Here is a 13,980-nt window from a genome sequence, read left to right as displayed (position 1 = left end):
ATGGGTAAAACATTATATCAAAAAATCTATGATGCACATGTTGTCAGAGAAGTGAGTGATGAAACACCCATTTTATATATCGATCGACATTTAGTGCATGAAGTGACATCACCTCAAGCCTTTGATGGATTAAGAACAAAAGGTCGCCCTGTTCGTCAACCTAATAAAACCTTTGCAACGATGGATCACAACGTATCAACACAAACAAAAGATATTAACGCTTGTGGTGATATGGCTAGGATCCAAATGCAAGAGTTGATGAAAAACTGCCAAGAATTCGGTGTCACACTGTATGACTTAAACCATCCTTATCAAGGAATAGTCCACGTGATGGGCCCAGAACAAGGCTTGACCTTGCCGGGAATGACGATTGTTTGTGGTGATTCACATACCGCAACACATGGTGCTTTTGGATCATTAGCTTTTGGGATCGGTACTTCAGAAGTTGAACATGTTTTAGCAACTCAGACCTTAAAACAATCTCGCGCCAAAACATTAAAAATTGAAGTTCAAGGCAAGACCGCCATTGGGATCACTGCAAAAGATATCGTTTTAGCCATTATTGGTAAATTAGGTAGTGCAGGTGGTACAGGTTATATCGTTGAATTTGCAGGCGAAGCAATTGAGGCATTAAGCATGGAAGGTCGAATGACCTTATGCAATATGGCCATTGAAATGGGAGCAAAAGCAGGATTAGTCGCACCTGATGACACGACATTTGCGTATTTAAAAGATCGCCAATTTGCTCCTAAAGGTCAATCATGGGATGAGGCTGTCGCTTATTGGAAAACCTTAAAATCTGATGACGATGCAACCTTCGATGCTACTGTTACCATTAATGCTGCTAACATTGCGCCACAAGTCACCTGGGGCACTAACCCGGGGCAAGTTATTGCTATTGACCAAATTGTTCCCTTATTAAACAGCTTTAATGATCCTGTTGAACGAGCTTCGGCTGAAAAAGCTTTGGCTTATATGGGATTAAGTGAAGGCATCAATTTAACAGACGTTGCTATTGATAAAGTCTTTATTGGCTCTTGCACCAATTCCCGCATTGAAGATTTACGTGCGGCAGCTGAAATTGCGAAAGGCCATAAAGTTGCCTCTCATGTTCAAGCGATTGTTGTTCCTGGCTCAGGACCTGTTAAAGCACAAGCTGAAGCAGAAGGCTTAGATAAAATCTTTATTGAAGCGGGTTTCGAATGGCGCTTACCGGGTTGTTCAATGTGTTTAGCCATGAATAACGATAGATTAAATCCAGGCGAGCGTTGTGCATCCACCAGCAACCGTAACTTTGAAGGTCGCCAAGGTCGTGGAGGCAGAACGCATTTAGTTAGCCCAGCCATGGCAGCAGCTGCGGCCATTAATGGTCATTTTGCAGATATTCGTACATTTGCAGTGGCATCTTAAAGGAGAGCATGATGAATAAATTTACTCAACATACAGGTATTGCGGTTCCTTTAGATGCTGCAAATGTGGATACCGATGCCATTATTCCTAAGCAATTTTTGCAAAAAGTCACCCGTACTGGCTTTGGTAAACATCTATTTCACGATTGGCGTTTTTTGGATGACGAAGGTACACAGCCTAATCCAGCTTTTATTTTGAATCAGCCTATTTACCAAGGTGCTTCTATTTTATTAGCACGAGAAAATTTTGGTTGTGGCTCATCACGTGAACATGCTCCTTGGGCATTAACAGATTATGGTTTTCACGCTGTTATCGCTCCGAGTTTTGCTGATATCTTTTATGGTAATTCATTTAATAACCAATTATTGCCAATCAAATTAAGTGATGATGAAGTCTCACAATTATTTGATTGGGTAAAAGAACATGCAGGTATTCCAATTACCGTAGATCTCGTCGCACAAGAGGTCAGAGCGGGTGAATTATGTTTCTCTTTTGAAATTGATTCATTTCGCCGTCATTGCATGATTGAAGGATTGGACAGTATTGGATTAACACTGCAACACCAAGATGACATTAGCGTTTATGAGGCAAAACAACCTGCCTTTATGCGCTAATAAGGGCAATTTTTCACCTTCTTCTACTTTCTGTGATGTTTACTTTGTTATTCTTGCCGTAAATTCATTTACGGCTTTTTTTACCAAATAAAAAAGCCAGCGATCAATTATCACTGGCCGGCAATCACCGAATGCTCAAATGGGGAGTCTGTCAGTATTCATAATTTGTGATAACTAACATAAGAGCTAACTTTAAACACAAACATTATCGGTCTAATATAAGGAAATTAAAATTGATCACTTTATTAAGGGATTTCCTCTTTTATGACCACCCCCCGCTTAGAGTTGCAATTTATTCGCCTATGGCAAGCCTTTCAGGGAAAGACATCTGAAACTACCTTACAAGAATTAGCACAAACGCTACATTGTACGCGTCGTCATGTCCGTTCTTTATTAAATAAAATGCAAGAAATAGGCTGGATAAATTGGCAAGCAGAAGTAGGTAGAGGCAAAAAATCCACACTGAGTTTTCAATCTAATGCACAAGAAATTCAACAAAATCGTGCTGAGCGTTTAATAGAAGAGAACGATATTGAAAAGCTTGTTGCACTGATGGGTGATAAAGACTCTGTACGCCAAATGGTACTCTCACAAATTGAAAAAAGCTTTCACCCCGGTCAACAATTACTGCGCATTATTTACTATCGCCCTTTTAGGAATTTATTACCTGGAACACCATTAAGACGTTCTGAATTACATTTAATGAGTCAAATATTCAACTCATTAGTCCATCTAAAAGAGGAAAATGGGGAAGTCGAAGCTGAATTAGCTCATCATTGGCAGATGATCACAGAGCAACATTGGCGATTTTATTTACGCCCTTCTATTTATTTCCATCATGGTCGCGAGCTCACACTTGAAGATATCAGCTCTTCTTTAATGCGCATGAAACACTGCAACCCACTTTATGCACATATAGAACGTATTTCCTCGCCCCAACCTTATGTGCTTGATATTTTCTTAAACGAAGCCGACAAACAATTTGCAACGCTATTAGGAAGTCCACAAGCGGTTATTTTGCCAAAGGAATGGGCATCACTTCCGACCTTTGCACAGCACCCAATAGGAACTGGTGCTTATCAAGTCATGGCTAATGATCAACATAAACTGCAAATCAAAGCCTTTAATCGCTATTTTGGCTTGCGTGCATTATTAGATGAAATTGATATATGGGTTGTACCTGAACTAAATAAAAAAATGGTCTGTTCAACCATTCATTTAACAGATGATGATACCAACAAAGATCCCCTAGAAAGCCGTAAAGAAGAAGGATGTTATTTTTTACTTTACGACAGTCGCTCAGCGCAATGTCAACAAACAGAAATAAGAGCTTGGTTAAGTAGCGTACTAACCCCGGTTAATATGCTGACGCATTGCGATCCGTTCTATCAACGCCATTGGTCTCCTGCTTATGGATTATTACTTCATTGGCATCACAGTAAATTAATCCGCCAACATCCTAAACCAACTTCATTAACCAAACTGACTGTCACTCTTTATAAAGAGCATCATGAATACAGTACTATTGCAGATTTAATAGAAAGTATTTTATCTCAATATGATATTGAACTTACTATTCAAGTCCTCGATTACGAACAGTGGTATTATGGTGAAGCAGAAAGTGATATCTGGTTAGCGACAGTAAATTTCTATAAACCCTTAGCGTTTTCTATTTTTGCAACCCTCTATGAATTACCCCTTTTTCATCAATGTTTAGGGCGTTCGTTTACACAAGACCTCTCTTTATGGCATCAAAAAGCACTACCGCTAGAAGCGTGGTGTCGTCAACTGACACACGATATTTGGCTTTATCCTTTATTTCATCATTTACTTGAGCTACAAGGGCAAAGAACCATACGTGGTGTCAAAATGAATACTTTTGGTTGGTTTGATTTCAAATCGGCATGGTTTACACCTGATACTGATACTGATACTGATACTGATACTGATACTGATACGCCAAAGTTAACATAAGCTACCGACCTCTTACGATAATTCAATGAGTCATTATTTGTGTTAATTCACAGAAATCTTGAAAGTTATAAACACCCACACAAATGCTTAGGGGATTTATTCACTTTTTCTGTGGATATCTATGTGAAAAAGGGTGAGATAATCAGGGTATAGTTTTTATATTGTTAAAAAGGTTGTTGATATAAATTTTAAAATATCACTTATAATTCAAATTAGTAGCTAGTTTTTAATGCCTATTTCTACGATTGGATAAAACAATTAAAAGCCCCTCTCGCTTAAATCGTACAAAAAACAACCACAGAATGTTTTATCCACAGGTTATGCCGATTAGTTAGGCAAAATGGGATAATTTTGGCAAATATCTGCAAAAGTCAAGGCTGTAAATCAGAACAGTGATCTCACTTTCTGTGAGTTATCCCATAAAGCTGTGGATAACCTAGTGTAAAAGCCTGTTTATGATTTCAGGATAACCGTGCACAACTTGAAATTATAAATTTCAATGCGAGAATTAACCCAAAAAAATGATGATATATCATGCTATTATGATTTAAATAAAATAAAGCTAAATACGTTACCAACAACCTGTTTTTTCTGTCTATTATTTATACAAGAAGATAATAACTATGTTTACGCCACCTGTAGCACCTGAAAATGAGCACGTTTTATTTGAACGAGCAAAAGCACTTGCAGGTTACACTTTTGGTGAACTTGCAGCTTTTGCACAATTGCCTATCCCAATTGATCTTAAAAGAGATAAAGGCTGGGTAGGCATGTTGTTGGAGTATTATTTAGGTGCAAGTGCAGGTAGCAAACCTGAGCAAGACTTCAGTGAATTGGGTATTGAACTTAAAACAATTCCAATTGATAGATTCGGTATGCCTTTAGAAACCACCTTTGTGTGTGTTGCCGCATTAACCGGAAACAGTGGTATTACATGGGAAAATAGCCATGTAAAACGTAAACTCTCTAAAGTATTATGGGTGCCTGTTGAAGGTGAAAGAGAGATCCCATTAGCACAACGTCGCGTTGCCTCTCCACTACTCTGGAGTCCCAATCATCTAGAAGAAGAATTATTACGCCATGATTGGGAAGAATTAATGGATATGATTGTACTGGGCAAAGTAGAAAGTATTACGGCACGTCATGGACAGGTGTTACAAATTCGCCCCAAAGCCGCAAACAGTAAAGCCTTAACCGAGGCTATCGGTGAAAATGGGCAACGCATCATGACATTACCTAGAGGATTTTATTTGAAAAAGAATTTTACAGCCCCGTTGCTTGCCCGTTATTTTCAGCTTTGATTTCGTTATAAATCACCCACAAAAAATACCCTGTGTCATTATCTTAAATAACACAGGGTATTAACAAGTCACACTCTATTTTAGTGATTAACGATAAACAATACCGCCATCAGTTAAAATCGCTTGGCCTGTAATATAGTCAGAATCATCACTCGATAAGAAAGCAACGAGGGCTGCAACATCATCAGGAGTTTGAGCGCGCCCTAATGCAATACCTTCAACATACTTCTTATAGGTTTCGCCTTTTGGTGCTCCGGTTATCTCGGCAAAGCGCTCATCAATTTCAACCCACATATCTGTGCCCACGATACCTGGGCAGTAAGCATTTACAGTAATGCCAGCGCTGGCATACTCTTTTGCTGCAGCTTGTGTAAGCGCACGCACAGCAAATTTAGTTGCTGAATAAACACCTAACATTGCAAAACCATCATGCCCGGCAATAGAAGATGCATTAATAATTTTACCTTTATGGCCTAATGCTTTAAATTTCTCCGATGCTGCTTGGATCCCCCACATAGTACCATTTACGTTAATTTTGAAGATCCTATCCATATCTTCGGGTGTTACGTCAGCCAGAGGTTTAACTTGTGCAATACCGGCGTTATTGATCATCACATCAAAACCACCTAACGTCTTTTCAGCATGTTCAACAGCAGCAAAAACCTCATCACGATGGCTAATATCAGCAGCAAAAATTGTTGTTTTACGTCCTAGTGCTTCAATTTCTTTTGCCACATCTGCTAGCTTATCTGCCTTCAAGTCAACCAGAGCAATATCAGCACCTTCTTTTGCTAAACGCAATGCAATGCCACGGCCAATTCCCTGAGCAGCGCCTGTAACCAAAATTACTTTACCATTCAAAGCCATTGTCTTTCTCCTGAATATTCACAGATGAAAAAGCTCTTCTAAAAAAAGAACTTTGTTAATAGATTAACAGTAGCAATTAAACAGGCGAGTGACAAAATAACGATCATTCACTAGTAAACGCAATAATAGTGATTAAACACTCTATAAATAATTATCATTTAGAATAAGCGCTCAATAAAAGATAAAATAAACACTAAAAAAAGCAGAAAAGACATTTGAGCAGTAGATTAATTTATTAGCAAAAAATGCTTAACTCATTAATTCATAGAGTAAAAAATAAAAAAGCGATACCTAAAAAGATATCGCTTTACTTCTAATTTCTAAGATTAACAGAAATTATTTTTTTGCTGCTTGCAGATATAACATATCAAGCGCAATCGTCGCCCCTGCAAGTGCTGTAATATCAGATTGATCATAAGCAGGAGAAACTTCAACTAAATCCATACCGACGATATTTAACGGTTGTAATGCACGTAAGATCTTCAGGGCTTTATCGGTTGTTAAGCCACCGACAACGGGTGTACCCGTTCCTGGCGCAAATGCAGGATCAAGACAATCAATATCAAAAGTCAGGTAAACAGGTAAATCACCAACAATACTTTTGATCTGATCAACAAGATCAGCCACGCCACGATCATTAACTTGTGCTGCATCTAACACGGTAAAACCATTATCACTATCGTGATCAGTGCGAATACCAATTTGAACAGAGTGACTAGGATCAATTAGCCCTTCATTTGGCGCATGAAAAAACATGGTACCATGGTCAAATTTACTGCCATTACCATAAGTATCTGTATGCGCATCAAAATGGACTAATGCCATTTTACCAAAATGTTTAGCATGAGCACGTAATAAAGGTAATGTGACAAAGTGGTCACCACCAAAAGTTAAACATTTTTTTCCGGCTTCTAATAGCTTCTCTGTATGAGCTTGTAGTTTATCGCTCATATCCTGCGCATCACCGAAGTTAAAAACTAAGTCACCACAATCGACTACGCTTAAGCGCTCACGCATATCAAAATCCCAAGGCCAGCGATTTCCTTCCCACGCTAAATTGGTTGAGATTTGGCGGATTGCACCCGGTCCATGGCGAGTTCCCGCACGACCCGATGTTGCCATGTCGAAAGGTACACCCGTAATAACCCAATCTGCATCACTGCTATAAGGCTGAAAATTCAGTGGAAAACGTAAAAAACCAAATGCATTAGAGATCAATGAATTATCTGTCTCATTACCTAACGTACTATTTTTCATGCTATTACCTCTGTCACTTATTTAAAATAAGTAACATACAAATCAATATGATAGATAAAGAGTGATGTTTAATAACATCACTCTTGCATTGGAAAATTAAGAATTACTCTTCTTCTTCCAGATACGTATAACCGTATAAACCACTTTCAAATTCAGTCAGGAATTGTTCTTGCAACGCTTCATCTAACTGCGCATTTTTTACTTGAGTACGGAAACGTTCTAACAACACCGTTGGATTTAACTTAACGTACTGAAGCATATCGGCAACAGTATCACCCTCTTCGCTTTGGACGTAAGTAAGATTACCTTTTTCATCAAGATAAACGTCAACAGCCGCAGTATCACCAAATAAATTATGCATATTGCCTAAAATTTCCTGATAAGCCCCAACCATAAAGAAGCCAATCATAGGCGGGTATTCAGGATCATAGGCTGGCATAGGCATGGTTGTTTCAACACCATCACCATCCACATAATGGTCAATAATACCATCTGAGTCACACGTAATATCGAGTAGCACCGCACGACGATCCAGTGGTTTATCTAACCCTTCAATCGGTAATACAGGAAATAATTGATCAATGCCCCATGCATCAGGTAAAGATTGGAACAATGAGAAGTTAACATAGAACTTATCTGACATACGTTCTTGTAACTCATCGATAATTGGGCGATGAGCACGATTACTTGGATCTAAATCGTATTGAATACGACGACAAATATTTAGATATAACTCTTCTGCCCATGCACGCTCTGTCAGACTTAACATGCCATGAACATATTGAGTATGCACATCGTGTAAATCTAATTGACTATCATGTAACCATTCACGTAATGAACGGCTATGCCCTTTGGTTTGCATCTCTTCCCATGTTTCCCAAAGGCTAGAGATAGGTCTTACGGCATCTTCTTCAGGTGGCGTAATCGCGGTAAATTCATTACGTTCAACACCAATAACATTAGAAATTAATACGGTATGATGTGCCGTTAACGCACGACCTGATTCGGTAATAACGGTTGGATGTGGTAAGTCATTTTCATCACACGCATCACCTATCGCCCAAATAACATTATTTGCATATTCATTAAGACCATAGTTAACCGAGCAATCAGATTGTGAACGAGTCCCTTCATAGTCCACACCTAAACCGCCACCCACATCAAAATACTGAATATTCACACCCAATTTATGCAGTTCAACATAAAAACGTGCAGATTCACGCACTCCGGTTGCAATATCACGGATATTCGCCATCTGTGAACCTAAATGGAAATGCAGTAATTGCAGACTCTCTAGGCGATCAGCTTGACGTAACATATCAATTAATTGCAGAACTTGTGTCGCAGCTAAACCAAATTTTGATTTTTCACCACCACTTGCCTGCCATTTACCGGATCCTTGAGAGGCAAGACGAGCGCGAACCCCTAAACGAGGAATAACGTCTAAACGTTCAGCTTCTTCAAGTACCATTTTTATCTCAGACATTTTTTCAATCACTAAGAAAACTTTATGTCCAAGTTTTTCGCCTGTAAGTGCTAAACGAATATACTCACGATCTTTATAACCATTACACACAATCACAGAGCTTGTCATATTGGCATGAGCAAGCACGGCCATTAATTCGGCTTTAGAACCAGCCTCTAAACCTAAAGGCTCTCCAGCATTGACTAATGACTCAATAACACGACGTTGTTGGTTAACTTTAATTGGGTAAACTAAAAAGTAGTCACCTTTATAACCATAAGATTCACGTGCACGATGAAACGCCGCATTAATCGAACGTAAGCGATGCTGTAAAATTTGAGGAAAGCAAAAAAGTGCAGGTAAGCGCAGATTGGATTGCTCTTCTTGAACCCGTTTAACCAATTCAGTTAAATCAAAAGTGGCATCAGGAACATCAGGATTAGGGCAAACGCTAATATTTCCCCGATTATTCGCTAAATAGTAACCGCCACCCCAATATGCAATATTATAGGTCTGCTGCATCTTACGAGCGATGTTATCATTCATGACATTCTCCTTAGGGAGTATGAGTTTATACCTTGCCTGTCACTATAGTAGTCAATAATTTATTGAAAATCTGAAACGACTGATAAATAACAGTTGGAAGTAATGACTCACTATATTTTTATATGATTATCCAGCTATTCGCAGGACATAATAGTAGAAAGTTCTTGAGTTAACTTATAACGAGTTAACACAATCACCTATTGGCAAGTAACAGACAACTTCGCTCTAAAGAGAAAGAGCTCAAAGAGGAAATCACTCTAGATATACTACGTGTATAGTATTGGCGAGTACTGTTTTGGTTTTTGAAAAGATTAACCTGTAGACAATGGATCATTACCCATTCACTCCACACATGACTTAAACCTATAAGCCATTTCCCTAACAGAGAAACAGAATTCGAAATTCTGCGGTTTACACTGTGTTCAGATTTCACAGTAACCGCGAGTTTATACCTGTAGTTAACTTAAAATGCAAAAGCAAAATGCACAAAAACCTTTTTTTTCTTATTTCTAATTTTTCATCATCAGAAAATAGCGCGTAATAAAAAATAAGATTGACTGTTTGATTCTGCTTTATCCCTATATTTGATTAAAAAAAGCTGGAATTAAAGAGAGAAGAGTCATAAAATGGACGTCTAGATGTTAAAACATCCATCCTTAAACCGTTTGTATTAAGGTAACGAGATATAATGACTACACACCTATTTACTTCTGAATCAGTCTCAGAAGGTCATCCAGATAAAATTGCAGATCAGATTTCTGATGCTGTTTTGGATGCTATTTTAGAACAAGATCCAAAAGCACGCGTTGCCTGTGAAACTTACGTCAAAACAGGCATGGTCATGGTAGGCGGAGAAATTACCACCAAAGCTTGGGTCGATATCGAAGAAATTACACGTAATACCGTTCGTGAAATCGGTTATACCAGTTCCGATATGGGCTTTGATGCTAATTCCTGCGCAGTTATCAGTGCGATTGGTAAACAATCACCAGACATCAACCAAGGTGTTGACCGAGCAGATCCTTTAGAACAAGGCGCCGGTGACCAAGGTTTAATGTTTGGTTACGCAACGAATGAAACTGACGTATTAATGCCTGCACCAATTACTTATGCTCACCGCTTAGTTCAGCGCCAAGCACAAGTTCGTAAAAGTGGCACTTTACCTTGGTTACGTCCTGATGCGAAAAGCCAAATTACCTTCCAATATGACAACGATAAAGTTGTCGGTATTGATGCCGTGGTATTATCAACTCAGCATTCTGAAGATATTTCACAAAAAGACCTGCATGAAGCGGTGATGGAAGAGATCATTAAACCGGTTCTTCCAACAGAATGGTTAAATGAACAAACTAAATACTTCATCAACCCAACGGGTCGTTTTGTTATCGGTGGTCCAATGGGCGACTGTGGTTTAACGGGACGTAAAATCATTGTTGATACATACGGTGGTATGGCACGTCATGGTGGTGGTGCTTTCTCTGGTAAAGATCCATCAAAAGTAGACCGTTCTGCCGCATATGCCGCTCGTTATGTTGCTAAAAATATCGTGGCTGCTGGTTTAGCAGATCGTTGTGAAATCCAAGTTTCTTACGCGATCGGGGTAGCAGAGCCAACCTCAATTATGGTAGAAACCTTTGGTACAGAAAAAGTGCCAACATCACAACTGATCTTGTTAGTGCGTGAATTCTTTGACTTACGTCCTTATGGATTAATTCAAATGTTAGATTTACTGCATCCTATCTACCAAAAAACAGCCGCTTATGGCCACTTTGGACGTGCTGAATTCCCGTGGGAAGCAACAGATAAAGCAGAAATCTTACGTGAAGCAGCAGGTTTAAAATAAATCTCTATCCATAATATCACGCTATTGATTGTTTGATAAAACCACCTCTTTTTAGAAGTGGTTTTTTTATTACTCTTTGTTTTATGTCTAACTCCATAAAAAAGCCCCGTAATCAATACGGGGATCTCAAAAGGAGAAAACAAGAACATAGAGTTATGACGAAATTATTTCTGCTACAGGTTAATTAGGATAATTAATCCACTCACCACCATTTAACTTGATATAAGACAGACCTTGATAATCAACCACAACAGTAGCTTGATTTTCTGCGACATTGGCTGTTTGCGGTAATTCACTCGCTAATCCATTCCAATCAATAGCGGATTGATTAAAAACATCACCATTCACATTACGAGAAATAAATTCAGATAAGGCCAAATAGCTACTTGGCTCTTCAATAATCACTGGTGGATAAAATTGTGCTCTATCTTTGATCCCGGTAAACCGAATACCGACGGGTACTGTAGTAATACTTTGACTAGGAATGTCCCTTAAACCTGACATTTGTGTTTTATCACCTTGTAAAGCGGCGCCATGCTCCGGCACAATGACGACCATCACTTTTCTTTCTTTTTTATCTAACTCATTCATAAAGTTATCTAAATCATCTAATAAAGTGCTGGCGCGTTTACCATAATCAGCCGTATTATTTTCCCCCACAAAACGATTACCATCATGTAATGACACTAAATTCACAAACGTCACACTACGACTCTCATTCGATTGTTCACGGCCTTGCAACCAACGCATCAATGTCTCTTTATCGTTATAAATTTTAGTACCATCAAAAGCCGTTATTTGATGAGAAAGATTTTCTTGATCTTGCAAAGTGACATTAAGATTACCGAGTTGCTGAATTTCTTTGAGGTAGTTACCAAACTTTCCGTTATGATCCAATACTAATTTCTTCGCAAAACCGAGTGAAGATAAATTATCCATTAACAAACACTGTGTATCAGCCGGATCGTATAAGTCAGAATGGTGAGCCTGCCCACAACTTGATCGTAATAATCGTAATGATGCAGGGCCACTATAAGATGAAACCGTATTAAAGTGACTAAATAGCACATCAAAATTACCCCAAATAGGGTGCTCTTGTAAGCCAACGGCGGCGGCATCCGCAGTCGAAAGCGAACAAATATTAATAATCAAAATATCGAATGGTTGGGCATTGGTAGACAACTGTGTAGGAAAAGGTGTTATGCGTTTTTTCTCATAGCTATAAAATTGTGTTAACCAATCATCCAATACCTTATTATTGACCTTCTGTTTTTGGGGCGGATAAATGGTTCCTACTGATGCTATGTCTACAGTGTTTTCAGGAACAGCAGTTGGCTCGACTGATTCAGGCAAGACTTCAGTGACATTTGCTAATGCAGTCATTTTTTCAGGATTAATATCATTTTCTTGGGTAAAACTATTTGCTGAAACGGCAGGCACCATACCTTGTGAAAAATGGGTGAATCCTCCAATATTTAACCACAGCACTCCCGCAATGACAAAAACAGAAACCCTTATCCACTGTTCAATAAAAAGGTAGGCTACCAGCAAAATAAAGGCGACACCTATCATTTTGATATTAATAAAATTAACCGCTAATTCAACAAGATAATCAAACGAAAACTGTTTAAGTTGCCCTCCTTGCGCTAATACCGTTGAAAAACTGGGTAACCAAGTATCATGATAAAATAAAATGATCCCAATAGGGATAGCAATCCAATTACGCATTTTATGCCAAATATTTTTAGGTAATGGAAACAATAAAAATGCGAGAAAAAGTAGATTACTAAAAGCATCAAAATTTAAATAACCATACCAAAGGAAAAAAAACTTTAGTAAAAAATAGAAATTCCATGCTCCCAACCCATGCCAGTAATGTAAAAAATCGAACTGGGTTGAATTAGACTTGTTCATTTTGATTTCCTACTTATTAGTATAAATAAATCCAACTCGACAATTATATGATAACTCACATCTGCCTTTTCATTACCTCTGATATTAAATTAACTACTAAATAAAGATATAATAGAATATTTATTTAACCACTTAGTAAAACCCCTTAAATAAAAATCAATAAAAAATAAAACTAACAGAGGAACACTATTTCTCTGATAAATACAATAATAAAATCCAACTTGTTTAATTCAAATTTAAAAGAAAATACTCAAGCTTCTATTTATATAATAGCTACTATTTTTAAAAACAGCTCATTATTTACATTAAATAATGAAACACAGAGTTATCTTATTTTTATATTTCGAAACAAAAACAAAATAAACCACATATAAATAACAATTAACAACAAGCTACCAACATAAACAACAATAAAGAAATATATAACTTGATATAAAAACATAAATAATCAACAGGAGATTATCAATTAATGATTATTTTATTAAAAATGATTAAAATCAATATATAATAACTAGAATTTAAATTAAATAATTTAATACATTGTTATAAACAACTAATTTACAATTATTGTTTATCCCCTTACTTTGCAGTAAAGCGCCTTTTCTATTACTTTTAATTATTTTCATAAAAGAAATAAAAATAAAAAAACGAAAAGCAAAACCAACAATTAACTTCACATTCAAAAGATAATAAATATCTATTTTATGTGTTTTTACGTAATTGAAATAATTATTTTTAAAGCATACCCTAAATATGAAAACCTAAAAAAAACCAGCAATAAAAATTAAT

The 13,980-nt window shown here is 37.5% G+C and carries 9 protein-coding genes; 5 read left to right on the top strand and 4 right to left on the bottom strand.

The features are described from left to right. From leuC to mutH, 4 genes are all read left to right on the top strand, one after another. Window positions 1–1,410 carry a 3-isopropylmalate dehydratase large subunit gene (gene leuC / locus GWI97_RS08705; protein ID WP_161750151.1) on the top strand — a complete coding sequence of 470 codons (1,410 nt, stop codon included), beginning with the start codon at window positions 1–3 and terminating at the stop codon, window positions 1,408–1,410. A gap of 8 nt (window positions 1,411–1,418) precedes the next feature. Then, window positions 1,419–2,024 carry a 3-isopropylmalate dehydratase small subunit gene (leuD, locus tag GWI97_RS08700; protein WP_036934997.1) on the top strand — a complete coding sequence of 202 codons (606 nt, stop codon included), beginning with the start codon at window positions 1,419–1,421 and terminating at the stop codon, window positions 2,022–2,024. A gap of 264 nt (window positions 2,025–2,288) precedes the next feature. Then, window positions 2,289–3,998: an HTH-type transcriptional regulator SgrR gene (sgrR, locus tag GWI97_RS08695; RefSeq protein WP_115370719.1), complete on the top strand. Its 1,710-nt coding sequence runs from the start codon at window positions 2,289–2,291 to the stop codon at window positions 3,996–3,998. A 623-nt stretch (window positions 3,999–4,621) separates the two neighbouring features. Next, window positions 4,622–5,299 (top strand): DNA mismatch repair endonuclease MutH, encoded by a 678-nt coding sequence (gene mutH / locus GWI97_RS08690; RefSeq protein ID WP_036934998.1) that lies wholly within the window; start codon window positions 4,622–4,624, stop codon window positions 5,297–5,299. Between the two features lie 87 nt (window positions 5,300–5,386). On the opposite strand, the gene GWI97_RS08685 is transcribed toward mutH, so the two are convergent. The 3 genes from GWI97_RS08685 to speA form a co-directional block, all read right to left on the bottom strand. Next, entirely contained in the window at window positions 5,387–6,166 is a 780-nt protein-coding gene (locus tag GWI97_RS08685) for an acetoin reductase (protein ID WP_087803189.1), read from the bottom strand. A gap of 336 nt (window positions 6,167–6,502) precedes the next feature. Beyond that, a complete protein-coding gene (speB, locus tag GWI97_RS08680) occupies window positions 6,503–7,423 on the bottom strand; it encodes an agmatinase (RefSeq protein WP_087803187.1) in 921 nt (306 codons plus the stop codon). A 103-nt stretch (window positions 7,424–7,526) separates the two neighbouring features. Continuing rightward, window positions 7,527–9,434 (bottom strand): biosynthetic arginine decarboxylase, encoded by a 1,908-nt coding sequence (speA, locus tag GWI97_RS08675; RefSeq protein ID WP_036935000.1) that lies wholly within the window; start codon window positions 9,432–9,434, stop codon window positions 7,527–7,529. A 688-nt stretch (window positions 9,435–10,122) separates the two neighbouring features. Between speA and metK the strand changes: the two genes are divergently transcribed. Beyond that, a complete protein-coding gene (gene metK / locus GWI97_RS08670) occupies window positions 10,123–11,277 on the top strand; it encodes a methionine adenosyltransferase (RefSeq protein ID WP_036935002.1) in 1,155 nt (384 codons plus the stop codon). A 180-nt stretch (window positions 11,278–11,457) separates the two neighbouring features. Here metK and bcsG read toward each other — a convergent pair whose 3' ends face one another. After that, entirely contained in the window at window positions 11,458–13,191 is a 1,734-nt protein-coding gene (gene bcsG / locus GWI97_RS08665) for a cellulose biosynthesis protein BcsG (protein ID WP_087803185.1), read from the bottom strand. Window positions 13,192–13,980 lie beyond the last annotated feature (789 nt).

Source organism: Proteus sp. G2300 (assembly GCF_009915965.1).
Classification (GTDB): Bacteria; Pseudomonadota; Gammaproteobacteria; order Enterobacterales; family Enterobacteriaceae; genus Proteus; species Proteus vulgaris.
This window is presented reverse-complemented; position numbering and strand designations above follow the sequence as displayed.

Coding starts and splice junctions, on each gene's coding strand:
- mutH (WP_036934998.1), top strand. CDS start 4,622: ATGTTTACGCCACCTGTAGCACCTGAAAATGAGCACGTTTTATTTGAA.
- sgrR (WP_115370719.1), top strand. CDS start 2,289: ATGACCACCCCCCGCTTAGAGTTGCAATTTATTCGCCTATGGCAAGCC.
- metK (WP_036935002.1), top strand. CDS start 10,123: ATGACTACACACCTATTTACTTCTGAATCAGTCTCAGAAGGTCATCCA.
- bcsG (WP_087803185.1), bottom strand. CDS start 13,191: ATGAACAAGTCTAATTCAACCCAGTTCGATTTTTTACATTACTGGCAT.
- speA (WP_036935000.1), bottom strand. CDS start 9,434: ATGAATGATAACATCGCTCGTAAGATGCAGCAGACCTATAATATTGCA.
- leuD (WP_036934997.1), top strand. CDS start 1,419: ATGATGAATAAATTTACTCAACATACAGGTATTGCGGTTCCTTTAGAT.
- GWI97_RS08685 (WP_087803189.1), bottom strand. CDS start 6,166: ATGGCTTTGAATGGTAAAGTAATTTTGGTTACAGGCGCTGCTCAGGGA.
- speB (WP_087803187.1), bottom strand. CDS start 7,423: ATGAAAAATAGTACGTTAGGTAATGAGACAGATAATTCATTGATCTCT.
- leuC (WP_161750151.1), top strand. CDS start 1: ATGGGTAAAACATTATATCAAAAAATCTATGATGCACATGTTGTCAGA.